At 38.1% G+C, this 24,852-nt stretch carries 25 protein-coding genes; 12 read left to right on the top strand and 13 right to left on the bottom strand.

Going from position 1 to position 24,852, the window contains the following annotated elements:
* Positions 1-52 precede the first annotated feature (52 nt).
* Positions 53-274 (bottom strand): DUF2922 domain-containing protein, encoded by a 222-nt coding sequence (locus CR194_RS10530; RefSeq protein WP_110609617.1) that lies wholly within the window; start codon positions 272-274, stop codon positions 53-55.
* Between the two features lie 43 nt (positions 275-317).
* The gene (locus CR194_RS10525; protein WP_233254315.1) at positions 318-530 is read right to left on the bottom strand and encodes a DUF1659 domain-containing protein; all 213 of its coding nucleotides are present in this window, start codon (positions 528-530) and stop codon (positions 318-320) included.
* Between the two features lie 132 nt (positions 531-662).
* Here CR194_RS10525 and CR194_RS10520 point away from each other — a divergent pair, with 132 nt between their 5' ends.
* Positions 663-1,289 carry a pyroglutamyl-peptidase I gene (locus CR194_RS10520; RefSeq protein WP_110609615.1) on the top strand — a complete coding sequence of 209 codons (627 nt, stop codon included), beginning with the start codon at positions 663-665 and terminating at the stop codon, positions 1,287-1,289.
* Positions 1,290-1,357: 68 nt separating this feature from the next.
* On the opposite strand, the gene CR194_RS10515 is transcribed toward CR194_RS10520, so the two are convergent.
* Positions 1,358-2,071: a YebC/PmpR family DNA-binding transcriptional regulator gene (locus CR194_RS10515; RefSeq protein ID WP_110609614.1), complete on the bottom strand. Its 714-nt coding sequence runs from the start codon at positions 2,069-2,071 to the stop codon at positions 1,358-1,360.
* 196 nt (positions 2,072-2,267) lie between these two features.
* Between CR194_RS10515 and arsC the strand changes: the two genes are divergently transcribed.
* The gene (arsC, locus tag CR194_RS10510) at positions 2,268-2,687 is read left to right on the top strand and encodes an arsenate reductase (thioredoxin) (RefSeq protein WP_110609613.1); all 420 of its coding nucleotides are present in this window, start codon (positions 2,268-2,270) and stop codon (positions 2,685-2,687) included.
* A gap of 37 nt (positions 2,688-2,724) precedes the next feature.
* Here arsC and CR194_RS10505 read toward each other — a convergent pair whose 3' ends face one another.
* A complete protein-coding gene (locus CR194_RS10505) occupies positions 2,725-3,231 on the bottom strand; it encodes a hypothetical protein (protein WP_110609612.1) in 507 nt (168 codons plus the stop codon).
* Positions 3,232-3,334: 103 nt separating this feature from the next.
* A complete protein-coding gene (locus CR194_RS10500) occupies positions 3,335-3,622 on the bottom strand; it encodes a 4a-hydroxytetrahydrobiopterin dehydratase (RefSeq protein WP_110609611.1) in 288 nt (95 codons plus the stop codon).
* Between the two features lie 164 nt (positions 3,623-3,786).
* On the opposite strand from CR194_RS10500, the gene CR194_RS20860 reads away from it, so the two are divergent.
* Together CR194_RS20860 and CR194_RS10485 are read left to right on the top strand one after the other, a co-directional pair.
* Positions 3,787-4,530, top strand: a complete 744-nt coding sequence (locus CR194_RS20860) for a glycine/sarcosine/betaine reductase selenoprotein B family protein (RefSeq protein ID WP_408640754.1) — start codon at positions 3,787-3,789, stop codon at positions 4,528-4,530.
* 202 nt (positions 4,531-4,732) lie between these two features.
* Entirely contained in the window at positions 4,733-5,770 is a 1,038-nt protein-coding gene (locus CR194_RS10485) for an EAL domain-containing protein (protein ID WP_110609608.1), read from the top strand.
* A 128-nt stretch (positions 5,771-5,898) separates the two neighbouring features.
* Here the strand turns inward: CR194_RS10485 and CR194_RS10480 are convergent, their stop codons facing one another.
* Complete coding sequence (locus CR194_RS10480) at positions 5,899-6,588, bottom strand: cytochrome c biogenesis CcdA family protein (RefSeq protein ID WP_110609607.1); 690 nt, start codon at positions 6,586-6,588, stop codon at positions 5,899-5,901.
* On the bottom strand, positions 6,588-7,109 hold the full coding sequence (locus CR194_RS10475; protein WP_110609606.1) for a TlpA family protein disulfide reductase: 522 nt from the start codon (positions 7,107-7,109) through the stop codon (positions 6,588-6,590). Before CR194_RS10475 ends, CR194_RS10480 begins: the two co-directional genes overlap by 1 nt.
* Positions 7,110-7,214: 105 nt before the next feature.
* On the opposite strand from CR194_RS10475, the gene CR194_RS10470 reads away from it, so the two are divergent.
* The 3 genes from CR194_RS10470 (at position 7,215) to CR194_RS10460 (ending at position 9,168) form a co-directional block, all read left to right on the top strand.
* Positions 7,215-7,655, top strand: coding sequence for a FixH family protein (locus CR194_RS10470; RefSeq protein WP_110609605.1), 441 nt, complete (start codon positions 7,215-7,217; stop codon positions 7,653-7,655).
* A 16-nt stretch (positions 7,656-7,671) separates the two neighbouring features.
* Positions 7,672-8,253 (top strand): NAD(P)H-dependent oxidoreductase, encoded by a 582-nt coding sequence (locus CR194_RS10465; RefSeq protein WP_158282238.1) that lies wholly within the window; start codon positions 7,672-7,674, stop codon positions 8,251-8,253.
* 120 nt (positions 8,254-8,373) lie between these two features.
* On the top strand, positions 8,374-9,168 hold the full coding sequence (locus CR194_RS10460; RefSeq protein ID WP_110609603.1) for a PAS domain-containing protein: 795 nt from the start codon (positions 8,374-8,376) through the stop codon (positions 9,166-9,168).
* A 60-nt stretch (positions 9,169-9,228) separates the two neighbouring features.
* On the opposite strand, the gene CR194_RS10455 is transcribed toward CR194_RS10460, so the two are convergent.
* Positions 9,229-10,974 (bottom strand): B12-binding domain-containing radical SAM protein, encoded by a 1,746-nt coding sequence (locus tag CR194_RS10455; protein ID WP_110609602.1) that lies wholly within the window; start codon positions 10,972-10,974, stop codon positions 9,229-9,231.
* Positions 10,975-11,294: 320 nt separating this feature from the next.
* Between CR194_RS10455 and CR194_RS10450 the strand changes: the two genes are divergently transcribed.
* A complete protein-coding gene (locus CR194_RS10450; RefSeq protein WP_110609601.1) occupies positions 11,295-11,801 on the top strand; it encodes a hypothetical protein in 507 nt (168 codons plus the stop codon).
* A 129-nt stretch (positions 11,802-11,930) separates the two neighbouring features.
* Here the strand turns inward: CR194_RS10450 and CR194_RS10445 are convergent, their stop codons facing one another.
* Both CR194_RS10445 and CR194_RS10440 read right to left on the bottom strand, forming a co-directional pair.
* Entirely contained in the window at positions 11,931-12,707 is a 777-nt protein-coding gene (locus CR194_RS10445; protein ID WP_110609600.1) for a hypothetical protein, read from the bottom strand.
* A gap of 177 nt (positions 12,708-12,884) precedes the next feature.
* Positions 12,885-14,051 carry a KamA family radical SAM protein gene (locus tag CR194_RS10440; RefSeq protein WP_110609599.1) on the bottom strand — a complete coding sequence of 389 codons (1,167 nt, stop codon included), beginning with the start codon at positions 14,049-14,051 and terminating at the stop codon, positions 12,885-12,887.
* Between the two features lie 228 nt (positions 14,052-14,279).
* Between CR194_RS10440 and CR194_RS10435 the strand changes: the two genes are divergently transcribed.
* Positions 14,280-15,716 (top strand): aspartate aminotransferase family protein, encoded by a 1,437-nt coding sequence (locus CR194_RS10435; protein ID WP_233254314.1) that lies wholly within the window; start codon positions 14,280-14,282, stop codon positions 15,714-15,716.
* A gap of 13 nt (positions 15,717-15,729) precedes the next feature.
* The gene (locus CR194_RS10430; RefSeq protein WP_110609597.1) at positions 15,730-16,584 is read left to right on the top strand and encodes a MurR/RpiR family transcriptional regulator; all 855 of its coding nucleotides are present in this window, start codon (positions 15,730-15,732) and stop codon (positions 16,582-16,584) included.
* 100 nt (positions 16,585-16,684) lie between these two features.
* Here the strand turns inward: CR194_RS10430 and CR194_RS10425 are convergent, their stop codons facing one another.
* From CR194_RS10425 to CR194_RS10415, 3 genes are all read right to left on the bottom strand, one after another.
* Positions 16,685-18,640 (bottom strand): TRAP transporter permease, encoded by a 1,956-nt coding sequence (locus tag CR194_RS10425; RefSeq protein ID WP_110609596.1) that lies wholly within the window; start codon positions 18,638-18,640, stop codon positions 16,685-16,687.
* A 305-nt stretch (positions 18,641-18,945) separates the two neighbouring features.
* Positions 18,946-20,025, bottom strand: a complete 1,080-nt coding sequence (locus CR194_RS10420; protein ID WP_199228160.1) for a TAXI family TRAP transporter solute-binding subunit — start codon at positions 20,023-20,025, stop codon at positions 18,946-18,948.
* Positions 20,026-20,440: 415 nt separating this feature from the next.
* Positions 20,441-21,856: an MATE family efflux transporter gene (locus tag CR194_RS10415; RefSeq protein WP_110609595.1), complete on the bottom strand. Its 1,416-nt coding sequence runs from the start codon at positions 21,854-21,856 to the stop codon at positions 20,441-20,443.
* Positions 21,857-22,137: 281 nt separating this feature from the next.
* On the opposite strand from CR194_RS10415, the gene CR194_RS10410 reads away from it, so the two are divergent.
* Both CR194_RS10410 and CR194_RS10405 read left to right on the top strand, forming a co-directional pair.
* The gene (locus tag CR194_RS10410) at positions 22,138-22,977 is read left to right on the top strand and encodes an AraC family transcriptional regulator (RefSeq protein ID WP_158282237.1); all 840 of its coding nucleotides are present in this window, start codon (positions 22,138-22,140) and stop codon (positions 22,975-22,977) included.
* Between the two features lie 104 nt (positions 22,978-23,081).
* Positions 23,082-24,797 (top strand): methyl-accepting chemotaxis protein, encoded by a 1,716-nt coding sequence (locus CR194_RS10405; RefSeq protein ID WP_110609593.1) that lies wholly within the window; start codon positions 23,082-23,084, stop codon positions 24,795-24,797.
* The last annotated feature ends 55 nt before the right edge of the window (positions 24,798-24,852 follow it).

Below are 24,852 nucleotides of genomic sequence, written 5' to 3'. Positions count from 1 at the left end.
CTTTAACAGAGCCTTTTAAGAAAACCGGAGAGGATTTCTCTCCGGTTTCGCTTTATCCTTCAATATTAATCATTTCTACCGTTCGTTCTACAAGGCGAGCTCCACGTTTTTCCACAAGACTACCACCAGAAGTAGATAAAGCACTTTGTTCAATAATGGTATTCATGGCTGCTGCTACTGCAAAACTATCAACAGGCTCAATAGGGTCATCGATCCCGATCGTCACGCTGCCGCCTGTTTCATTAAGAAATAATAATTCCAATCGTTTAGACATAGTCGGCACCTCCTTTCTCATTTTTATTTAGTCATTGTAGAGATTAATCGATTAATTCATACGTGTTATTTCTTTCGACTTTGTCCAATTCGAACTGTTGCAATGATGCCAACGCTAGAGCTGTTTGAAATAACGAGTCATTGCTTGCTTCCGTTTTAATGTTACGGAAATGTCTTGTTTGATACATCTCTTTCCCATTCTCATCAAACCCTGTTAAGAATGTAAGTGATAAGCGAGTAAATACTGCTTCATTCATGTTCATCACCTCCTTTCGTTTAATAAGTACAGCTATTGAACGAAAAAGGGGGAGAGAAAATGAAAAAAACTTGAAATAGATGAAATGAGAAGGGAGAATAGAGAGACAACAGCTTAGAGAGGAGAGAATACTTTGCGTATATTAATAAGTGGATTTGAGCCGTTTGGCGGGCTTTCATCTAATCCTACATTAGAGTTAATTGAGCGAGCAAAAGATTTCGAGATGGAGGGAATAGAAATCTTCACCATTGTATTACCTGTCATCTATAACCAATGCGTTCCACCTTTGCTAACTGAAATGGAGCGGATAGAGCCAGATGTGGTTGTCTGTTTAGGGGTAGCAGTAGGGCGATCAAGCATTAACCTAGAAAGAGTGGGAATAAATATACAAGACACAGCTGGAGAAGGGAAGCAAGGAGATAATAGTGGGGATCGACCTGTAGACCGGGAAATTGTTGATGAGGGGCCTGATGGATTATTTTCTACGTTACCACTGAGGTCAATATTAGAAGCACTCCAAAGTAACAACATCCCGTCCACCATATCTAATACAGCTGGAACATATATTTGCAACACAACAATGTATTCTATTTTATATGAAATCAACCGTCTCTCCTTAACTACGAAAGCCGGCTTCATCCATGTTCCGGCTACGCCTGACATGGTAGTGAATTCACCTAAGATCCCAAGCATGGATATTCAAACACAAACGGAAGCTTTACGATTAATAGTAGAAGAATTAGGAAAAAGATATATATAAAAAGAGAAAAAAAGCAGCCTAGGCTGCTTTTCTTATTTATAGAACGAAGTATTTTTACCGTATTAAGGCTAAATTTCTACGTTATGATACACCTGTTGAACATCTTCTAAGTCTTCCAATGCGTCAACCATCTTATCGAAGAGTTGTTGGTCTTCTTCAGAAAGGGCTACTTCATTTTGAGGAAGCATGGTGATCTCAGCTACCGTAAATTCAGTGACGCCTGCTTGTTTAAAAGCTTCCTGAACAACATGGTATTGATCTGGTTCAGTATAAACGATGACCGCATCCTCTTCTTCTTGAATGTCACGAGCATCTAAATCAGCTTCCATAAGGATTTCAAGAATTTCTTCTTCATCTTTACCTTCAATCCCAATCACAGCGGTTGCTTCAAACATATAAGCAACGGATCCGCTGACTCCTAAATTCCCACCATTTTTATTGAAGGCTGCTCTTAATTCTGCTGCTGTCCGGTTAACGTTATTCGTTAGTGCGTCAACGATGATCATACAACCATTAGGTCCGAATCCTTCATACCGGAGTTCATCGTAATTCTCTTCTGAACCGCCTTTTGCCTTCTCAATTGCACGATCAATAATGTGTTTCGGTACATTATAAGTTTTAGCTTGTTCTAATACAAATTTCAATGCCTGATTAGCTTCAGGGTCTGGCTCTCCGTCTTTTGCCACCATATAAATTTTCCGTCCGAACTTTGAATAGACACGAGCTGTGTTGGCGTCTTTTGCTGCTTTTTTCTCTTTTATATTGCTCCATTTACGTCCCATCACGTTCACTCACTTTCTATAAGTCTCTCTTATTTGTCAGACTGACTATTTCACCTATTTCATTATACATCAATTTCCTCATAAGTTATTAGTGAGTAAATTTCACATTTACAATTTCTTAATATTTTTAAGGTTGTCCTTAAATATAAATATGTTATTATATAATCATATCATTATATAAGTGGAGGTAAGACAATTGACAAAACCAGTAATTTATTTTTTATGTACAGGCAATTCGTGTCGCAGTCAAATGGCTGAGGCCTGGGGTAAATATCATTTAGGAAGTGAATGGGACGTTTACTCAGCAGGCATTGAAGCCCATGGGTTAAATCCGTTAGCGATAAAAGCAATGAACGAAGTGGATATAGATATTTCAGATCAGACCTCTGATAAGATCGATCCTGACTTGTTGCAACGAGCTGATATGGTCGTCACGTTGTGTGGACATGCTGATGATGTTTGTCCTGCTACCCCTAAGGATAAAGAGAGAGTTCATTGGGGATTTGATGATCCAGCCAAAGCAGAGGGTACCAAAGAAGAGAAGTGGAAAGTGTTCCAAAGAGTGAGAGATCAGATTGGTGAGCGAATTAAAACCTTTTCTGAATCGGGTAAATAAAAATAAAACCATCCAGGTCCTAGTGACCTGGATGGTTTTATTTTTCGAAATGCACGTAATTAGATAATATATCTTCTAATTCTTCGGTTTCATTATTGTCGATCGTTGTTTTGATTTTTTGTCCTTTGCCCAACTCCATAATTAATTGTGTTCGATTTTTTTTCTTTTTACCCCAAGCAATGTGTCGAATCTTTCCCCAGCGGGCATGATATCCTGCGAAAATAATTGCCTCGCCTTGAATCTCAAATATGCGATCAATTGTGATTAATACATAAGCACCTAACAATAAAATAATAAAGAACAAGATTGTAGCAGTGAAAAAGTTATTAAAGATTTCTACGTAAAGAAAAATGGTTAAAAATAGTACAAGATATGCAGCTCCGATTGAAAATTTATAAGGACGGGATCCGGTTCGTATTTTCTTTGGGTCGTTCAGTTGATGGATCACATAATCATTTGTTGATTTACGGTGTTTATGAGTAAATAGATGATAAATGGAGATCGCACCCATAATCGTCCCCGTAAAAAGATATATCCATTGCATTCGTCATTCCTCCGATATTAAAGTTATGGTATTAATCTTACCATAAGTAAACAGCAGCACAAAAAATCACGATGTCTGTATTTCACAGGACACCGTGATAGAATTAAAATTTCTTATAGGTTCTGTCAAATGCGTGAGCAGATTCAAAATCTTTTTGAGTAAGTCCACCTTCATCTAACGTGCTAAGTTTAACCGTTACCTGTTTATGATCGATCGTAATATGAGGATGATGTTGTCTTGACTCAGCCAAGTCAGCCATTTGATTTACAAATTGAATGGCTTTTGGAAAAGTAGGTAATACAAATTGCTTTTTAATCCACGTCTCGTTTTCCAGTTCCCAGCCTTTAGAGTCTTTTAAATTAGCTTTCACGTCTTCACTCGATAAAATCATACAAATATCGCCTCCGATTAGCCTGAATATTCTAAAATTTAGACAGTATCATCATATCAAATTCAATCTATAAAGAAAAGATTTCTTTAGTGAATTAGATAATCTTTCAAGGTTATGATTAGGGAATTAAAAGGAATGGTAAACAATCGAAAGGGGTTATTTCAATGCTTAAACGAGTAAAAGAATGGTACTTTAAAAAAATCGCAGCAAAAATGATAAACAAGCATGGCAGAGAGCAAGTCGAACGGCTGACCCAGGTAACGAAACCGATGAGAGAGTGGAATGTTTCATTTATTACAACTGCAGGAGTTCACCTGAAAACAGATCATCCTTTTGATGTTGACGGAGGGGACTGGGGAGTGAAATTCATCCCTCATCATACACCTGAGGATGATTTGACGATTACTCATACGCATTATGATACGTCTTCAGCCGATCAAGATGTAAATTGTGTTTTCCCTATAAAAATTTTAAAGAATTTAGTAGAAAAAGGAACGATTGGAGAGGTCAGTCAAACCTTATACGGCATGATGGGCTACATTCCTAGAGTTGATAAATTGATGAACGAAAGTATCCCTATCATCTTGAAAAAACTGAAAGAAGACAACGTAGATGTTGTGTTGTTATCGCCTGGCTGATATATCTGTCATCAATCGGTCGGATTGATTCAAAAAGAAATAGAAAAAGCGGGGATCGCAACGATATCTATGACTCATTTTCCAGACCTTTCAAGAAAAGTTCATGTGCCTAGGGCTCTTCATATAAAATTTCCATTAGGACGAACCTTTGGAGAGGCAGGAAGAGAAGATTTGCAAACACAAATTGTATCAGACATGCTTAATGAGATCGTAAACGATTCAGATAAAAATAACATCGAAACATTATCTTACCGTTGGAAAAGAGACTGACTTTGAAGGGGAGGGAAATTAATACTATACAAAGAATAAAAAATCCTGGAAATACAACTAAAATAGTTCTTTTTATATACATCTTTTGTATGGTAAAATGAATGTAATTATCAGACGTATGTAAAATGTCCTATTAGAGTTTCTATTGTATGTATTAAGGGTATCTCATAAGTATCCAATATCGTAAAAGCAGGTGAGCACTATGAATTCTTGTCACAAATGTCAAACAAAAATACCGCTTATGAACACAGGTGAAATGATTCTGTCCATTTGTGATGAAGAAGCGAATTTGGCTCTTATTAAGAAAATGGAGCAAATCGGTATCAATATTTTTTCAGGTTTAAATAAATTACACATCCCTTATGCTAATTGGGAGCAATTACAACGGTGCACATCGTTGATCCAATCGGTCTTAAATGATGAACAGTTAGACAAGTTTAAAGGGTATCTTAAGACAAACGAACAATCTGACGTGTTTGAAATGAAAAAGTATCCTTTAAGCCAATTGTCACTGATTATTGAAAATCCAATGTTTGTGAAAATTATTCAAGAAAAGCTTTTTCAATCTTTCATGCAGCCTATCATTTCGGCATTAGATCAAGAAGTAATAGGGTATGAATTCCTTTTGAGACCCAACAGTAAAATATATAGTTTCTCTCCGGGAGATTTATTTTTATTTTCGCAACATGCAGGATTACAATCGACGTTAGACAGTCAGGCTAGAGTGAACGCAATTCGTACGGGATCGCAATTCCTTCCAAAAGGTGTGAAACAGTTCATCAATTTCTTACCTTCTTCGATCTATGACCCGGTACATTGTTTAAAGAGTACGTTTGAAGCAGTGGAAGAGTACGACGTGGATCCTGAAGATTTGGTTTTTGAAGTAGTAGAAACTGAAAAGATTCGTGATCTTGTTCATTTAAAAAATATTTTCGAGCATTATCAAAGAGCGGGAATCAAGGTAGCTTTAGATGATATCGGGTCAGGCTATTCTACGATTGAATTGTTAAAGGAATTAAAGCCGGATTATGCTAAAATTGATCGAGATTTAATCAGAAACTGCCACGTGGATTCGTCTAAATTAGAAAAAGTTCAACAGCTTCGAATGGTTACAAAAGAAATGGGAATTATTCTTTTAGCAGAAGGTATCGAAACAATGGAAGAGTACAATGCAGTTCAACCTTATGTTGATTTAGCTCAAGGTTATTACTTTGGAAAGCCTATGAGAAACCCAGCATAAAAGTCTAGCTAAAAAAGATCTAACTTAGGAGTCTAAGTTAGATCTTTTTTCGGTTAACCACTGATCAAAATGCTGCGAAAATGGTGATTTTAAAAATAGATTTCAAGGATGTTCTTTAGGAGTATCGATTAAATCGTTGGAGTAATATATGCCATATTACCCGTCACAAGCAATAAACCGAGAATAATTAATAATATGCCGCTAATGATCGAAAGGACTTTTATATGTTTCTGTAGAAACTTCAAAAACTTTAAACTGGAGCTTCCGATAAAGGCAATAACGATAAAGGGCAGCCCAAGTCCCAACCCATAAATAAATAATAAGCCACTGCCTTGCCAAATCGTTTGTGAATCTGCCGCCATGATGAGAATTGAACTCAACATGGGCCCTATACAAGGTGTCCATCCAAATCCAAAAGCCATACCCATCAGAGCGACCGTAAGCAGTCCCCCTCTTTTTTGAAAAAAACGGTGGAAGCGGACCTCTCGTTGAAAAAGTTGGATGTTTAATAATCCTAGCAAATATAGACCAAAGATGATCACGATAAATCCTAGAAATTGTGATAAAAATGTAGAGACGGCTGGATTAAAAATCGCTCCTACTGCTGTAGCACCCATCCCAATTAGCATTAACGGAATAATCAGTCCGATAACAAAAGCAATCGACCTTGAAATCATCTTGAAACGTTTAGCATGAACCCCATCTAGATCAGTGATGGCCACTCCTGTAATGACTGCAATATAACTAGGTATTAAAGGAAGGATACATGCAGAAGCAAATGAGAGAATACCAGCGGCAAAAGCAAACCATATATCCATTATGATTTGCTCTCTGCAAGGTATTTTTCGTATGCTTCTTCGTAACGTTCTCCTAATTCTTCAGCTGTCGCAATAATATAAGGATGGCTTCCCATTTCGTTCCCATGTTCATCAAAAAATACGTAAGTAGGTGAGACCGATACATCATAGTAATTGGCTAAGTTTCGATCTAAATCAACAGCCCATTCGTGTGTTGCTTCATACTCATTTTCGAATTTATCTAGTATTTCTCTTTCTCTACCGTAGAACACAATGGTTATGATTTCTATTTCATCTTGCATTTCCACGTATTCTTGAATGAAGGGCATTGAATAACTACAACACTCGCAAGGAACGGCAACAAATTGTAAGATCGTTTTTTTGTTTCCAAGATAATCTTCTAACAAAAGGGGTTCATCTGCATGAATGCGTGAAACGGTAGAAATGTCCCCTGAGGAGCTGTCGGTAACGAAAGAAAAGGCAGTATAACCCATACCAGCCAAGATAAAAATCATTAATGCGATGCCTACTTTGTTCATCAAGATGATTTCCCCCAAATGAAATAAATGGTAAATGTAATGAAATGGAACGTAAAATTGATTATAATGTAACTAGTTTTATTATAGCGAAATAGAGGTGGGGGAAGTATGAGTAAAATCGTCAATTTATTGACAATTACCAGTATCATCATCTTATTAATAGTGGCTTGTCAATCGGAACCCGTGCTCGAAAAGATATCAATAGAATTCCATAATGAAGGAGAAGTGTTCGAAACGGGAGAGTTTCAGACATTTAGAGTCGAGCTGAAAGACAAGGCGGGAGAAAGGCTAGAGGTAGATGACGTAAAGATCCATATCAATATGGAACGGATGAATCACCCGATGATAGGAACGATGAATCTATCGGAGGATGGAGTTTATGAAGTGGAGTTACCCTTAGCCATGGCAGGAGAGTGGTATACTGAAATTACATTGACAGAAGAAGGAGAAGAAAGAGTAGAGCGGTTTTATCTCCAAGCAGAAGGGGAAATGGCTGAGGAATTTATGAGAGGATATCATGCAGATACAGGAGAAGTACCAGAACCTTAAGAAAAGGGGAATGATTATGAAGGTTTATGTTATTTACATGCACCCGTCAAAGGACAGCTTTAATGGAGCTATTCTTGAAAAAATGCTTCATTCACTAGCACAATTAAATGTTCAAGTAGAAGTCAAGAACTTGTACAAGGAATTTCAAGATGCTCACCTATCACTGGAAGAATATGAACAGAGTATGAATGGTAAATATGCTGAGGATGTATTACAAGAGCATAAGAAGATTATGGAAGCGGATCAATTCATTTTCTTATTTCCTGTTTGGTGGGGAGGTTTTCCTGCAATAGGGAAAGGTTACCTTGACCGTATTCTTTCTTATGGATTTGCTTATGAATTAGAGGGAGAATCACCTATACCTCTATTAAAAGGCAAAAAAGCATCACTAGTTTTCACAACGGGAGCCCCGGAAAAAGAATTTCATCAATCGGGAATGTATGACCATATGATTCATTTACTTGATAAGAGTGTGTTCCAATTTTGCGGGATCGAACTTGATCAAATTCTTCATTTTGGAGATGTCATTCAAAAGTCTGATTCTGATAGAAAGCAAATGTTAGATCATGTTGAAAATTTTTGTGCTCGTATACAATAAGTTCTGTTATTATAAGTAAATTGATAGCACCTTTTTTTTACAGTAGCGAATGAATTTATTCATTTTTAATAGGCATACCGATTACAGCGTAGAACATCTTCTAGGAAGGATTGGTTAATCATGGCTTCAGAGAGCCATTTCCATTCAGAGACTTATCATGTATTAAATTCATTAACGGATAATGTATTTTTAGCAGATCCCGAGTTACGATTAATATGGATGAATGAAGCGGCTGAGGAGTTAATGAAAGATTTTTATGAGTTATTTTCTATTACTAGTGCGGCAGAATTACTAGGAAGGAGAGTATCAGACTTACATCCATCACACTCCTCCTATCATCATGTGATGGCAAAAGGAGATATTTTCCCCCACGAGACAAGGATTAAACTATTTGATAAATATATTGCGAATATCGTTGTAAACAAATTAACAGATGATCAAGGACAACTCTTAGGCTATATCTTATTTTGGCAAGATATTACTAAACAAGAAGAAGCGAGAGACTTAGATCAGAAATTGATCGACGAATTATCCACTCCGATCCTTCCAAGCGTCTTACAAAATACTTTGTTCGTTCCTCTTTTAGGAACATTCAATGAAAAACGGATTGATCATTTAACCCATAAGCTTCTTCAAGAAGTACTAAAAAACAATGCGGATTATATCGTGTTTGACATGTCAGGAATGGTCGTTATAGACAATGAAGACATTGCTGAGCGACTTTACCAAGTTGTTGAGACGGTTACTCTTATGGGAGCCAAGGTGTTTTTTGCAGGATTTTTAAAAGAGCATGTGAAAAAATTCGTCAAATTTAATACCAAATATAAACTTTCCACTTTTCCTCACTACCGACAAGCTATTCAGCATGTCATGTCGCTAGAAGGCTATGAAATCGTAAGAAAAACCGATCACTAGGATCGGTTTTTTTCGTCTGCTTATTGAAGTTATCTTGTCGCCCTATATTATTCTACAAGTTCATGTAAGAAGAGAAGATTCCATTGTTGTAAAATGGACTTTCGGTTTTCCTTCTTTGGGATCGTAAAGAACAAACATCATCCCCCGTTCTTCATCGATCCGCCCGTCTAATAAATAAGCATCTATATTAAAGGGTGCTGGTTCGACAATTATATGTTTAGACATTGTCCTGGCATCTTTCATGTATGGCTGAAGTTCGTCGTTAACATCCAACGTTTTCTTACGAATATCTTGGACTTCTTCTTTACTTAACCGGTTGGTCCACCACATTTTCCTAGGCTTTTGCTGGAAATGAATCAAATAATCTATTTTCATTAATCCATCAATGATATCTCGACGGGAGACGTCAATGGAATCAAGAAATTCTGATAAACGAAGAAATAAATCTTCAAATTGATGTCCAATTTTGCCCCACCCATGAGAGTCCCAAAAATCACCAAATTGTTGGAAGAAATCAAAGGGAGTTTCAAACTGATGATTGATTAAATAGTGAATCGTATGGTCTAGCCGATGGTCATTCCAATACTTCTCTAAGATGTCTTCCACACGTTTAATGCGAACAACTTCGTCAAAGCTTAATATTTGATTGGATAAAATTTCATAAGGCGCATGATCCATATACTTGTAGTCATATTTATCTGCCATGGCACGCATTCCTGTTCCACGTAACATCTTCAGGAAACCTAGTTGCAGCTCCTCAGGATCCAGTGCAATGACATCGTTGAAAGTTCTCTTGAAAGAAGAATAGTCTTCTTCAGGAAGCCCTGCAATTAAATCAAGGTGCTGGTCAATTTTACCGCCTTCTTTAATCAATCTCACTGTACGAGATAATTTCGAGAAGTTTTGCTTACGTTTAACTAATACATTCGTATCATCATTGGTAGATTGCACACCAATTTCAAATCGGAAAACACCGGGAGGAGCGTTCTCGTTAAGAAACTCAAGGACTTCAGGCCTCATAATATCTGCGGTGATTTCAAATTGAAATTGACACCCTTGATGGTTATCAATTAGAAACTGGAAAATATCTAAAGCATAATCCCGTTTTATGTTAAACGTTCGATCAACAAACTTAACCATTTTAGCGCCACTTTCTATAAGGTAAAGCAGGTCACTTTTTACTTTGTTAATATCAAAATATCTCACACCTACTTCGATGGAAGAGAGACAAAATTGACACTGAAAGGGACAACCACGGCTCGTCTCAAAATAAACAATTCGTTTATTTAATTCTTCACGATCCTCATCAAATCGGTAAGGGCTTGGGATCGTGTTAATGTCTAAATTCGCTTTTGAAGGAGTGAGAATCACTTGACCGTTCTCACGAAAAGCAAGGCTGCCAATACTATGATACGATTCCTTGTTTTCCACTGCTTGTAATATTTGTTTGAAAGTCTCTTCCCCTTCACCACGTACAATCATATCCACTTCAGGAATGCGTTCCATCCATAGAGAAGTATCGTAGGAAACTTCTGGTCCTCCGAAAACAATCACCGTTTTAGGAAGTACTTTTTTGATCATTTTCGCAACCTGAATGGTTTTTTCAATGTTCCAAATATAGCAGCTGAATCCAATCACATCAGGTTTTCTCATATATAAGTCTGACACAATATCCATTTCTGGGTCTTTAATGGTGAATTCGCACATATCTACTTTAAACTCAGGCTCAGCGTACCCTTTTAATAAGCGTAAAGCTAAACAAGTATGAATATATTTCGCATTCAAGCTAGTCACAACTATGTTCATGTTGTATTCCTCCATATGTATAATCTATGCTCATCATATCATATCTTCGTCATATGAATCAGGCAACCACTGAAAAAGCCCAGTCTTTCCGGCATGATCATCCTAGAATCAACTGAATTATAGTAGTTTTATCAATTTACTTCTGGCAATGATTTTTTAAACGAGCGACTAAAATGAGGCGGAATTGGCAAAGCGTTTTGCCCCGGCACGGCTGATCAATCAAGACGTTGTCACAAATTTACTGGCTGTTCATAAGATAAAGTGAATCGTGACTTCTTCGGCGGAGTTACAGAATGAACATTTTGAAAGGAGTTCATCATATGAAATGTAAGTGTCAAAAACATCCAGGGCATCCGATGCCTTCGCCTTATTATGGACAAATGATGCCCTATAATCATGGGGCAATGCAACAGCCTATGCAAGGAATGATGATGCCTGAAAACCATTCTGGTGGATACGGAGAAAGCATGCAACCTATGATGGGGTATCCTCAACATTACCAACAAGCCCATCAAGGATTTAACAATAACATGGGGTGGCAACCGCCACAGCAAATGCAACAGTATCCTCAGCAAATGACACAGCCGCAAATGGGAGATCAAGGGATGCCGAACATGGGAATGGGCGGACAGGAGATGCCTTACATGGAAGGAAACAATATGCAACAAATGGGGCAGCAATACGATCAGTCTATGCAGAGTCCGGACCAGGGGAATTCATACCCAATGCAAGGACCAAATACTCACCAAAACCAAATGAATGGGTATCCCGGTATGATGCCGCAAACAGGCTACGTACCAGAAGAACATGATGACGACTTCGATTGATTAATCTTCCCTTATTTTTAAGAGGGACTTTGCATTTTCACGTAAGAACTCGAGCTGTGATTTTTCAAAATCATATGTCTATCGATATCAGAAGACAATAATAAAAGCGTAAGGCCTAAGCCTTACGCTTTATTCACTTGTATCGCTTTCGTCCATGGGTAGGAAAAAAGAGAAACGCCACTCTGGCAAATTTGCTTCTGTTCGTTCGATCATCAACCGAGTGGGAAGAGAAACAGGTTGTGCAAATTCTAATAGAACATGAAAGGAATGTTCGTCAGGTTCAATTCGAGAAAATAAAGGATAAATTCTTTGATTTTCTTGCAGACGAGTAAATAAATAAGAAAGATTTTCTTGATCGCTCATTTCAAAAGAAAGCGTCTTTTCTTCTAAGAAAATGTTCTCAAGAACGAGATCCCCTACTTCTAATCGATCTAAAGAATCTTCTGTTAAGAGAAAAGGATACCCTTCTTCAAACAGGCTAGGAACTATGTATAAAGGAATGTGAATATATTGATCTCTATTACTATCTGAAGGTGGCGGTGTTATATGAAGTGTGATCGATAGCTCATGATTTTCTAGCGTTCTTCCATTGACTTCACTGTGGCTGAAATCAACACTTTTTATTTCATAAATAACATCTTGGTCATCGGCAACATATTTAGGCCATTGGAACTGATAATCGTCTGAAGAGATCGGTGATTCATCTGTGTGCTCTAAAATAAACATAAATTCACCATATGTATCAGTATAATTCACCGATTCAAGGGCCATAGTTAATGGCGTTTTACTTATTTCTGTTGTTTCAGGAAAGGTCGTACTTGTTGACGTGTTGCTATCAGAAGAACGTTCCATCAAGCACCCGCTTAACAGAAGAGCCATAGTAATAACTATTAGAAGCAGTCGCATGCAGATCCCTCACCTATATGTGTACTAAATCTATTGTACTAAAAAATATGGAGAGAAGCGAAACAATTCGTAAGAAGAAAAGACTATTTTCATTGGATTGTAAGGAAGTGAAAAGAGAACATAATAAAACCAAGAGACCTCTATGGAAATAGAGGTCTCTTGGTTGATGGTGAATGATTACGTGACAGGTTGTTCTTTTTGAGCAATTTTTTCGTTTGCCCCTTTGAAATCATCCCACTTTTTCTTTGGTGCATCCCAATATTGTTCATTTCCAGGGAGGTCATCAAACCATGCTGCATCTTCTGGACAATCAAGAATCATGAATTTTCCATAGTTGCCGTCTCGAGATTGGTGATATTTCAGATAAGCTTTTCCATCTTCAATCGCAAGAATTTCAACTTTTCCTGATGTGTGGCTCATGGATAAACGAACTCGTTTACCAAGACCTGATGTGTTGGCCTTTGCTTCTTCAACAATATCATAAGCTTCTTTAAGTGACAGGACAAAGTCATTGTTTCCAGCGACAGGACGGTTAATAAAGAAGTAGTAAGGAGTGACACCTGCCCATGATAATTTATCTAGTAGCTCAGCAAGAACTTTAGGATCGTCATTGATTCCTCGAAGAACAGGAGTTTGATTCACAACAATAGCTCCTGCGTTATGCAAAGCTTCGAAGCCTTTCTTCGCTTCAGGTGTAATTTCTACTGGATGATTAATATGAGCCATGACATAGATTCGTTGTTCTGGAGTAGAATACTCACGAATCAATTCTAGTAATGCTTCATCTTCATAGATTCGCATCGGATTAAATACAGGCATTTTAGAACCAAGACGAATGATCTTTACGTGTGGGATCTCTCTTAATTGTTCAATAATTCCTCTTAGCTTTTTCGTTGCAAGAATAAGAGAGTCGCCTCCGGTTAACAGAACGTTTGTAATTTCCGGATGCTCTTTAATGTATTCAATTCCAGGCTGAACATCAGACATGGCTTCCTTGATATCATTTCTAAACAATCGTTTTCTAAAGCAATACCTACAGTAAGCACCACATACTTCAGAGACGATTAGGAGTGCGGTCTCGTCATACTTATGTTGACAGCCAGGTACTACATAGTTCGTGTCTTCATCAGAAGCATCCCAGCGACCGTACTCTTCTAATTCACCTTCATTTGGAATGACCAGTTTTCTAATTGGATCTTGAGGATCGCCCCAATCGATTAATCCTAAATAGTATTCATTCACTCTGAAAACGAACTTCTCAGTAATTTGTTTTAATTTTGCTTTCTCTTCGTCTGATAGGTGTGGCACTTTATCGATGTTCATAATGTACTTTGGTTGAGCCATGCGTAATCATCCTCCTAGTTGTAGTCTATCTTCATTTAACCACAACCGTCAAAATCGGTCAAAAACGGAAGAAATCATCAATTATTTTAATGAAATGAAATAAATACTTCATTTTTCTCGTTCTAGATTATATTTAATTTAGCGCACAGTTACTTCAGGAAAAAATTATGCAATCGCCCTTCACAGACAAGCCTTCTTGACATAAAATGAAATAAATATTTCATAAAAATGAAATTGAGAATGAAAGGTGGAGAGTTCGATACAATGGCCATGAAAAAAGTTCACAAACACCCATTCATAGAGTATGGACTAAGAACACAAGAATCAAAAAAACAAATGAAAGAAGCTGAAAACCATCTTCCAGGCGGTGTAACAGCTAATATTAAGTACTTTGCTCCCTATCCTGTTGTGATGGAAAAAGGGAAAGGTGCTTGGATCAAAGATGTAGATGGTCATTGGTATGTTGATTACTTAATGGGGTATGGCTCTCTTGCACTTGGTCACGGAGACGAGACGGTTAAAGAGGCTATTTTTCAACAGTTAAAAAAAGATGGGACGCTTTTATTTGGAACACCTCACAGATTAGAGTTAGAGTTTGCAATGAAAATTCAGGATTACTTCCCGTCAATTGAAAAAGTTCGCTATACAAATTCCGGCACAGAAGCGACCCAATTAGCCATTCGATTAGCTCAAGTATTTACTGGTAAGAAGCGAATTGCTAAATGTGAAGGTCACTATCATGGCGGTTATAAGGAGATGTTGTATAGTATTAATCCTTCTCTTGAGGAAGCAGGAGAAGAGGCGGCACCGTATCCAGTACCTGAATCAGCAGGAGTGGAAGTGGATGGTCAGGAACCTGTGATATTGCCGTTTAACCATATAGAAGGAATGGAAAAGCTGCTTAATAAGTATAAAGATCAATTAGCTGCAGTTGTGATTGAACCCGTACAAGCAGGTTTTATACCTGCAGATCAAGAATATATGAATCGGTTAAGACAGTTGACTCAAAAATACAATGTAGTGTTAATCTATGATGAAGTAAAAACCGGTTTTCGATCCTCGTTAGGAGGAGCTCAAAACGTTTATCAAATAGAACCAGATTTGACGACATTAGGAAAAGTAATCGGTGGGGGATTTCCTTTTGGAGTAGTGGGGGGAAAAAGTGAAATCATGGATCTCACCTCACCTATTCGAGGGGCAGATGTTTTCGAAGCAGGTTCAAAAGGAAAAGGTACAGCGAGAGACATATTATTTCATAGTGGAACGTATAATGGTCATCCAACGATTCTTGCTGCTGGTTTAGCAACAATGAATAAATTAGACCAGCAATTTGACCAGATTCTTCGTTATACAGATGAACTTCGAAACGGTATAGAAGGGATAGGTAAGAGGGTAGGCCTACCTCTTAAGACTTGTGGAATTGGTTCTATTTTTAATGTAATATGGAATGAAGAGACAAATCTAAGACACTACCGGGACCTCCAAAAAACGAACACGAAATTGAGAAGAGAACTAGACTTTGAATTGATGCGAGCAGGGGTTTATACGAAGCCGTTGAATCGGTATAGTATTTCTGCTGCACATGGTGAAGATGAGTTAACTTTCACGTTAAAAGCTTACGAGAAAGCGTGTCGGAATTTAAAAGGAGGAGCGGGGGTGTCCTAAAGGATGATGCAGCTTGCTTGAAAGTGATGTTTATAAACGAATGATTCACGCCAGAGAAAAGATGAGCAAATCTCATAAAAAGATTGCGAATTATTTAATAGAGCATCATGAAACTGCTCCTTTCCTAACTGCCTCGAAGCTTGCTAAAAATGTAAAAGTGGGCGAAGCCACGGTGATTCGCTTTGCTTTTTTTCTGAATTATCGAGGTTATCCTGATTTGCAAAGGCACTTACAAGAAGCTTTACAACGGAAAATGACGTCGGCGGAGGTCCTTGCCAGGACAACGGATGAAGATAATTTCACCGAGAATGTGGTAAGGGAAGTTCTAGGGGACGACATTCAAAATATGAAACAAACATTAAACCAAGTAGATACGGCTGTATTTGAACAAGTGGTTAATGAAATGATCAAAGCGAAAAGAATTTATATTATTGCTTATAGAAGTGCAACGAGTATCGGCACTTTTTTGGAATTTTATTTAGATCTGATCCTGCAAAATACGGAGATGATTCATCAAGCGGATGGGGTATCAGAACATCTTCTGGATATTACGAAAGATGATCTTGTCATTGGACTAGGATTTTCCAGATATACGAGGAGAACGGTGGAAGTGTTGAAGTATGTGAAGCAAAGTGATGCAAAGACCGTAGTCATTACCGATCATTTGTTGAGTCCTTTGGTACCTTATGGTGATTATAAATTAGTAGCGACCACTGAAATCAATTCTTTTATTGACTCGTTTGCGGCACCTATGAGTATAGCTAGTGCCTTAATCACTGCATTAACGAGAGCTGAGCATGTAAAGGTGGAGAAGAGGTTAAAAGAATTAGAGGGATTGTGGGAAACATTTGATGTGTTCTATGATTAACCGCCCTGAAAGAGCATACCTTAAGATATGCGGATTTTTTAAATAGGAACTATAATTAAAAAGCGTGCTAAACGAGGCTGCCTCGTCTAGCACGCTTTATTTATGCTGTTTCTTTTTTCTTACGTAGATGTTGTATTACTCCTATCGCAATAAATAGGGTCAAACCTGAAAGTTCAATTACTAAATTTTCAGGATAGATAAGCATGATCCCTGCAATTAACAGTAACAGCCGTTCGTACCATTTGAACGAATACACAAAGTAATTCATCATCGTACCACTGATCGCGGCCATACCCAATACGGAAGTAATCACGAGTAGAATTACAGTGACCACATCTGCATCTTGCAGTAATAGCGCTGGGTTGTAAACAAATACATAAGGAATAATAAACCCAGCGATTGCTAACTTGAAGGCGGTGACACCTGCTTTCATCGGGTTAGCTTTCGCTATTCCCGCACCGGCGTATGCTGCTAAACATACTGGTGGAGTGATGTCAGCCACAATTCCAAAGTAAAAGACGAAAAAGTGAGCTGCGATATCAGGAACACCAAATGAAATTAATGCGGGTGCAGCCATGGAAGCTGTGACCACATAGTTTGCTGTTGTTGGTAAACCCATCCCTAGTAAAATACAAGCAATCATCGTAAAGAACAATAGAAGGAATAAGTTATCTCCTGCAAGACTTAACAATCCACCGGCAATTTTGCCACCTAGTCCTGTGAATACGACAATACCGACGATAATCCCGGCGGTAGCACAGGCAGCAATAACCGGCAAGGCAATCCTTGCCCCTTGTTCAAGTGCATCAATAACATCTTTAGGTCCCATGCGCGTGTCTTTACGAAGGAAACTTACAGCAAAAGCCGTACCAATACCAGCTAAGGCTGCGTAAGTTGGTGTAAATCCATTAACCAACATAGAGATAATAACAACGAGTGGTAAGAGTAAATCAGCTCGTTTCACTAATCCTTTTAAAGGGGGGAGTTCGCTTTTAGGAAGACCTGTAATTCCGTGTCGTTTAGCCTCAAAGTGCGTTCCCATAAATACGCCTGTAAAATAAAGAAGGGCTGGAATGATCCCTATGATAATAATGTCACTGTATGAAACACTTGAAACATATTCGGCCATGATAAAGGCCGCCGCACCCATGATTGGTGGCATGATTTGACCACCTGTAGAAGCAGAGGCTTCTGCAGCAGCAGCGAACTCAGGTCGAAATTTCGCTCGCTTCATCATAGGAATTGTAAATGAACCAGACGCCACAGTATTTGCAACAGAACTACCTGTTACAGTACCTTGCATAGCGGAAGCGGCAACCGCAGCTTTCGCTGTTCCCCCTGTGAATCGGCCGGTAGCGCCGAAAGCTAAATCATTGAAATATTGACCTACTCCTGTTTTCGTAAGCATGACCCCGAAGAATAGGAAGAGGTAAATATAGGTGGATGAGATTTGAATAGGTGTACCAAATATAGCGTCAGACGTGAAAAATAACCGTCTTGAGAGTCCAGCCCAATTAAATCCGCCATGTCCGAAGTAAGGAATGTTCGTCCCGAATAATCCATATAAAATGGCTAAAGAAGCAATGATAATAATTGGCAATCCAACAGCTCGTCGAGTCGCTTCTAACAAAAGGACAATACCAATGGTTGCTACGGCAATGTCTAAATCGGTAAATCCTAAAATTCTAGCGGGACCTGTAATCCACTCATATCTGAATAAGATATAGTAAACCGATCCCATGGCCAAGAAGGCTAAAACCACGTCATACCATGGAATGCCTATTTTCTTCATGCCAGTACGTCGAAATGGATAAAGAAGAAAAATAAGACCCATCGCCGTTCCTAAGTGAACCGATCCTTGCATTAAATAGACGAGAGGTCCTCCAGATTGAGGAAAAGCTCTCCACAAATGAAAAATAGTTAATGAGATTGCTAAAAAAGAAATAACCCATTTCCATTTACCTGTATTCTGTCGGAAAGAGTTTTCTTTATCATATTTAGCTAACATCTCCTGCTGTTCTTCTTCTGAAAGCATCTCTTTCTCTTTTTCTTTCATACTTTCACCTCACCTTTATTCACTTTTATTCAAGTGTTTTTAAAAAATACTTACAGTTTTGATCCTGCCATTAACAGGCTCGTTGCATTTTTCTAACTATGTACCGAGTGATCGACGAAAAGGTAGGAGAAGTTGTTCCTGCACTTTCGTCGATGTTCTGTCTATGGGAACGACAGAGCAAAATGAACACGGATATTTATTTTTTATCATAACTTTTATCATTACACAATGGATGAATATGGATAAAAGGAAATAAAAAGACCGGACACTTTATAGTAAGAGGTCCGGCCCCGATCTTAATGTTATTAGTCTAGAAAACCTTCTTCTTCAAAATATCTTTCTGCACCTGGATGCATTGGAAGGCCATCAGAACCATTCATAGCATTCTCACCTGTGATGAATTCTCCTTGAGGATGTGAAATGTCTCCACTGTTTTCGTAAAGAGCTTTTGTAATTTCATATCCTAAGTCTTCATCAATAGAATCTGTTGAACCAACTAAAATAGCATAAGCTGTAATTGCTTGAATATCTTCTTCCAAGAAATCGTAAGAATCAGCAGGGATCGTTAAGGCTTCGTAACCACTGTTGTCTTCGACATGTTGAAGACCTTCATCGCTAACAGGTAATAGACGAATATCACGGGAAACAGCTAATTCTTCAATGCTTCCTGCAGGAAGTCCGAGAAGACCGAATGAAGCGTCTAAGTTACCATCTTGAATACGTCCGGCAGCATCGCCAAATCCTTCTTCGTAAGCTTCATAGTCACCATCTTCAATTCCGTATGCTTCAAGGATTAATTTAGCAGCAGATTGAGTTCCGCTTCCTGGAGGTCCGATCGCAATAGAAGCGCCTTCTAGGTCTGCAATGGATTCAATATCTGAATCAGCAGCTGTAACAATCTGCATCACTTCAGGGTAAATATGACCCATGAAACCAAAGTTGTCTACAGCAACTCCCTCAAAGTCTCCGTCACCAGTTAATGATTCTAATGCTGGAAGGTGGACTGTCATTCCTAAGTCCATTTCGCCTTGGAAAATACTAATGATGTTATCAACAGAAGCACCAGAAGAAACAGCTGAAAGGTCAAATCCGTCAACATCAATGTTGTTATTGATGACAGTCGCCATTTCCTGACCTAGTGGATAGTAGGTTCCACCTGTACTACCTGTTCCTAACTGCAAGTTACCAACATTCACGTCGCCAGCAGCTTCACCGTCGTTGTTGTCGGTATTGTTCTCATTGTTGTTCTCTTCGGTTACATTATTTCCAGTATCAGCGTTGCCGTTGTTATTATCATTGGCATCGTTGTTACCGTCTCCACAAGCAGCTAATACTAAACTACCTGTCAAAAGTAACCCGAACATTGAAGTCATTTTTCTCTTCAATTTACATTCCCCCTTATTTTTTAGATAGTAAAAATACCAAGAACCGCATAAACAGTTATTGATATTCTATTTTATTTAATCAAAAATAATTATAAATGTCAAAAGGTATAGTTATTAATAGAGAATGTATTTTCAGATGAATTGATCTACCGGTCTTTTAGACAATTATAAAAAGAGAAATTCTATATAATGTAAACTCATTGGGTGTCCATCTACTTCTCGGACTCCATTTTTTAAAAAATATAAATGTATATTTATGTAGTCATTTGTTGAAAAAAATCCCAAAAGCGTGTCATGAATATTTGAGCTTAAATGTAGAGGGGTCCTCGTTTTAAATCTTGTTCAAAATATAGCAAAGCGAGCCGCTGAGTCAAAACAAGGTTTTATGACTCAGCGGCTCGCTCGAAATATGATGTTACTGAGCGTATTCTTTTTCTTCGTCTGATCCTTGTTCTTCGTTATCTATAAAAGACATCTTCTCCCATTTCCTAGTCTTCCAGCGACGAAGCATGAGTAAGCCTCTTAGCCACTCATCTAATATTAATGCGATCCACACACCGATAAGTCCTAAACCTAACCAAATCCCTGCGGCATAGGAGATAGTCACAGCTACTCCCCACATGGATAAAATACCAATATAGACAGGAAATTTCACATCTCCTGCAGCACGCAAGGAGTTTATAACGATCAGGTTAAAGGCTCTGCCCGGTTCTAGAAGAATGGTCAACAGGAGGAGAATACTTCCTAGTTGAATGATATCAGGGTTATCTGTGAAAATATTCAGGATCTCCTCTCTGAAAACAGCGAAAATGATCGCAGCAAACGTTGAAACACTCATACCAATCCACAGGCTTCGAAGACACCTCTGATAAGCTTCCTCATGCCTTTTCTCACCGATTAAATGACCGACTAATATTTGTGTACCTTGCCCAATGGCCACAGAAAATAAAAGGGCAAACATGATAATATTTAGAGCATACACTCGGGTAGTCAGAGCGGCAGTCCCCATGCTTGCAATAAAATAAGTGATAACCATTTGTGAGGTGTTGTAAGAAAGATGCTCCCCAGCAGAAGGAATACCGATTTTAAGTAAATCACGCAACTCTCTTTTTGGAAATCCTTTTGTCAAATAGCTCCAAGGAAGTTCTCCCTTGACTCTTTTATATAAGACAATAAACAAGATAACCGTCCCAAGTCCTCGACTAACGGCCGTGCTCATGGCAACCCCCGTAGCCCCTAAAGTCGGGGCTCCAAATGCCCCGAAGATAAATATGTAATTTCCTATTACATTGACCACATTCATTCCTAATGTGACGTACATGGCATCCTTTGTAAAACCATGACTTTTAATAATCGCAGATAAGGTCATGATTAAGGATTGGATAAACGCAAAACCACCGACAATTTTCAGATATATTAGTGCTGTGTCCATTAACTCTTCTGGTAAATTCATTGCGGATAAGATGGATTCACCAAAGAAGAATAGAACAAAACTTAATAATAGTCCAAAGAGAATGTTGGCACAAATGGACACAACAGCGATTTGAGAGGCGCGTTGGCGTTTATTCGCTCCTAAATTCTGAGCAATTAAGATCGTGGTCCCCGTTGCTACAAAGCCAAACATCACGATGATGACACTCATGATTTGGTTTGAGACCCCTACTGATGCGACTGAATTATCATCGTATTGGCTTAACATTAACGTATCTGCATTCCCCATAAGCATATGAAGAAGGATTTCAATAAAGATCGGCCAAGTTAATGCGAATAAAGTGAGTTTAGCTGCTTTTTTTTGTTGAGTTTTACTCACATAAACACCTTCTTTTTCCATGTTAATTTTTCATTCATAACATTAAGAGAGACGATTTTAATGGCTAAGATAAAGCCTGAAATAGACAAATAATGATGGCATATCCGACATGGAATTGTCTTGAATTTTGATTCATTCGTGGTCTCTTATTGACTTTCTTTCTTATCATACTGGTAACTGTAGTAAGATTATAGATAGAAAATCGAACACTATTGAACAAATCCGACTTGGAGGTCATGTCCGTGCAAGCCATTTCTACTGTTATCCCGCCCTTACCCGTTTTTATTAAAGGATCACATTCCATGTTTCGTAAAGGCAAAAAGCACTTTCGCCGTCAATTTCATTTATTCGACATGTTATTTGTTACGAAAGGGACATTATATATGAAAGAACACGACAAACATTACTCAGTAAGAGAAGGACAATACATGATTTTAGCTCCAGACTTCGAACACCAAGGGGACTATCCTTGTGAGGAGGATACGGAGTTTTTCTGGGTTCATTTTTCATTCTCTTCTCCTTATCAATTAATAGAAGAAAAGAATATGGATTGGTCAAAAATTATTAAAAGGAATAGTTCATATACTCAATCAGAACTTTATGACTTGTACCTGCCTAGGTTCGGTACTTTCCAACGAAAAGATCAAGCGAAGGAACTTTTCTCGAATTTGGTTCAAGCAAATGAATCCAATGAGCCATCGGCGAGAATGAAGCAGCAATGTTCGTTTTTCGACATTATCACTCTCATTCAAAAGAACGCCTTAGAATTACCTTCTAGTGCGCAAAATGTAGCAAACCAGTGCATGAATTATATTAAAACTCACTATAAAAAGGAAGACTTCCGAGTTCAAACGATGGCTCAACAATTGTTATATCACCCTGATTACCTAACGAGAGCACTCAAAAAAACGATAGGAATGTCTCCGATCCAATATGTGAACCATTGCAGAATAACGAAAGCGAAAAAAATGCTTCAACAGGAAAATGTAGATTTAAAGACAATTGCAATAGAATCAGGCTTTAAGGACGTTAGTTACTTTTCGAGAGTATTTAAAAGAAAAGAAGGGATGACTCCCGGTCAGTATAGAAGAGTGAGCTTTTCAAATTATATGAACTTGAATAAAATTGGAAAAAAACAATAGAATTGCTGAATAATAATGGTATAATATGACTAAATGCAAACGATTGCATTTAGTTTATAGAGAGATATATAAGGGTTATGGGATAAAAAGAGGGGGTATTTAGGTTGGTTCAGCGGAAGGGTAAAGACAGGAAAAAGACGAAAGACCGGAAATTGATTTATAAGCTCTATAGTTTAACAGCGGTAATTTTACTTGTGTGTGTGTTATCAGGTGGTTTTATTTATTACTATAGCCAAGATGTTTCTGAGCAAAGTTTATTACTAGAAGAGTCAGCGAGCTTTCAACAAGATTACACTCAGTTAGTAAATGGCTTGAAGCAAATAAGCTTATTAAAATATCAGTTGGCGACGGCAGGGTATAACGAGGACCAAATTGATCGAGTCGAAGAATTGCTACAAGAAACGAGTGTTATGTATGACAACTTAAGAACAGATGTGTCAGTTAATCAAAATGTGGCCCATTATTTTCATTTTTTAGAAGGTGTTATTCAATCCTATGAAGGTACATATGAAGAATACTTTACAAGTATTTATGTTGGGGACGAAGTAGAACGAATTCGAAATCGGATCACGCCTATTATTACTAGAAACGAAGAATCTATTAATACGGTAGACGAAAGGATTCAGGCATATCTAGAAGATCAAAGAGAGCACGCGTCCACATCGTTGCAATCATCTATTGCCATAACTGAGGTGGTCACGATGGTTGCCCTTATCACGCTTATTATTGTTCCTTTAATATCATTATTATGGTTTGCAAGAAACTTAAGCAGTGGTGTAAAAAGAGTGATGAACAGAATTATGGCTTACAAAGATGGTCAGTTTGATTATGTTCAACAAGGCACTCGCTCCGATGAGTTTGGGCAAATTGACATGAGATTAGAGGAAATGGGCACGACATTATTTTCGATCTTGCAGAAAAATGATCAAATCAGTGACGACGTATTAGCCGTAGCTAAAACAACATCCAAACGATCTACAGACCAGTTAGAAGGTATGAAAGAGATTCAATCTACAATGGATGCATTTATAAATGAAATGGAACGGCAAACGGATTTCACTGGGACAATTTCTGCTACGACAGAAGAAGTGTCGGCTAGTTCGGAAGAAATCCAATCTTCCATTGAGTATATGAATGGACAAATGAAAAATCTAGAAGGTGTTTCTCACGAGGGACTGCATCTAATGAAAGACCTTCAGGGCTCAATGAATGAATTGAATCAAGAAACAGGAAGTACTGCAGAACGTGTGAAAATGATGCAGGACCAGTTGAATCATATCACGTCTTTCTTAAAGGGAATTGACGACATCGCTGATCAAACGAACTTATTAGCTATCAATGCGTCGATTGAAGCGGCTAAAGCTGGAAAAGAAGGGAGAAGCTTTGCCGTTGTGGCAAACGAGATTCGCAAACTTTCTCAAGGAACGAATACATTTTCTGAACAAACAAAAAAAGTGTTGGTGAACCTACAAAATGAAGCGAGAGAGGTCGTTAATGCTTTTCAGGCTTTTCAACACAAAAGTGTTGAAGTTCAGGATAAAACAACCTCGTCTGCAAAATTATTTGAGAAAATATCTACTGACAATAGTAAATACGTTCAAGAGCACCAGGATATCAATGAATCCATTATGCAAATCAATCAAGCAATCGAAGAAGTGGTGAGTTCTGTGACTGAACTAGTCGATGGTGCAAACGTGTTGCAAGAAAAAAGTGGAAGTGTCAAACAAATCGTATCAGAGCAAACAGACCGTCAAAGAGAGCTGTCAGATGAAGTTCTTACTTTAGAAGACATGGCGGAAAAATTACGAGGTCAAGACTGATTAAAAGTTTGAATTTTGCCGTGAATGTGACAGCTGAAGAAAATGAATTTTTTTT

Origin of the sequence: Salipaludibacillus keqinensis (genome assembly GCF_003226325.1) — a bacterium.
GTDB lineage: Bacteria > Bacillota > Bacilli > Bacillales > Salisediminibacteriaceae > Salipaludibacillus > Salipaludibacillus keqinensis.
Note: the sequence above shows the minus strand (reverse complement) of the source record. Positions and strands in the feature narration are given on the sequence as shown.

Excerpts from the sequence above, each read along its gene's own strand:
- CR194_RS10530 (WP_110609617.1), bottom strand. The coding sequence starts at position 274 with ATGTCTAAACGATTGGAATTATTATTTCTTAATGAAACAGGCGGCAGC.
- CR194_RS10525 (WP_233254315.1), bottom strand. The coding sequence starts at position 530 with ATGAATGAAGCAGTATTTACTCGCTTATCACTTACATTCTTAACAGGG.
- CR194_RS10515 (WP_110609614.1), bottom strand. The coding sequence starts at position 2,071 with ATGGGACGTAAATGGAGCAATATAAAAGAGAAAAAAGCAGCAAAAGAC.
- CR194_RS10505 (WP_110609612.1), bottom strand. The coding sequence starts at position 3,231 with ATGCAATGGATATATCTTTTTACGGGGACGATTATGGGTGCGATCTCC.
- CR194_RS10500 (WP_110609611.1), bottom strand. The coding sequence starts at position 3,622 with ATGATTTTATCGAGTGAAGACGTGAAAGCTAATTTAAAAGACTCTAAA.
- CR194_RS10485 (WP_110609608.1), top strand. The coding sequence starts at position 4,733 with ATGAATTCTTGTCACAAATGTCAAACAAAAATACCGCTTATGAACACA.
- CR194_RS10480 (WP_110609607.1), bottom strand. The coding sequence starts at position 6,588 with ATGGATATATGGTTTGCTTTTGCCGCTGGTATTCTCTCATTTGCTTCT.
- CR194_RS10470 (WP_110609605.1), top strand. The coding sequence starts at position 7,215 with ATGAGTAAAATCGTCAATTTATTGACAATTACCAGTATCATCATCTTA.
- CR194_RS10465 (WP_158282238.1), top strand. The coding sequence starts at position 7,672 with ATGAAGGTTTATGTTATTTACATGCACCCGTCAAAGGACAGCTTTAAT.
- CR194_RS10460 (WP_110609603.1), top strand. The coding sequence starts at position 8,374 with ATGGCTTCAGAGAGCCATTTCCATTCAGAGACTTATCATGTATTAAAT.
- CR194_RS10455 (WP_110609602.1), bottom strand. The coding sequence starts at position 10,974 with ATGAACATAGTTGTGACTAGCTTGAATGCGAAATATATTCATACTTGT.
- CR194_RS10450 (WP_110609601.1), top strand. The coding sequence starts at position 11,295 with ATGAAATGTAAGTGTCAAAAACATCCAGGGCATCCGATGCCTTCGCCT.
- CR194_RS10445 (WP_110609600.1), bottom strand. The coding sequence starts at position 12,707 with ATGCGACTGCTTCTAATAGTTATTACTATGGCTCTTCTGTTAAGCGGG.
- CR194_RS10440 (WP_110609599.1), bottom strand. The coding sequence starts at position 14,051 with ATGGCTCAACCAAAGTACATTATGAACATCGATAAAGTGCCACACCTA.
- CR194_RS10435 (WP_233254314.1), top strand. The coding sequence starts at position 14,280 with ATGAAATTGAGAATGAAAGGTGGAGAGTTCGATACAATGGCCATGAAA.
- CR194_RS10425 (WP_110609596.1), bottom strand. The coding sequence starts at position 18,640 with ATGAAAGAAAAAGAGAAAGAGATGCTTTCAGAAGAAGAACAGCAGGAG.
- CR194_RS10415 (WP_110609595.1), bottom strand. The coding sequence starts at position 21,856 with ATGGAAAAAGAAGGTGTTTATGTGAGTAAAACTCAACAAAAAAAAGCA.
- CR194_RS10410 (WP_158282237.1), top strand. The coding sequence starts at position 22,138 with ATGTTTCGTAAAGGCAAAAAGCACTTTCGCCGTCAATTTCATTTATTC.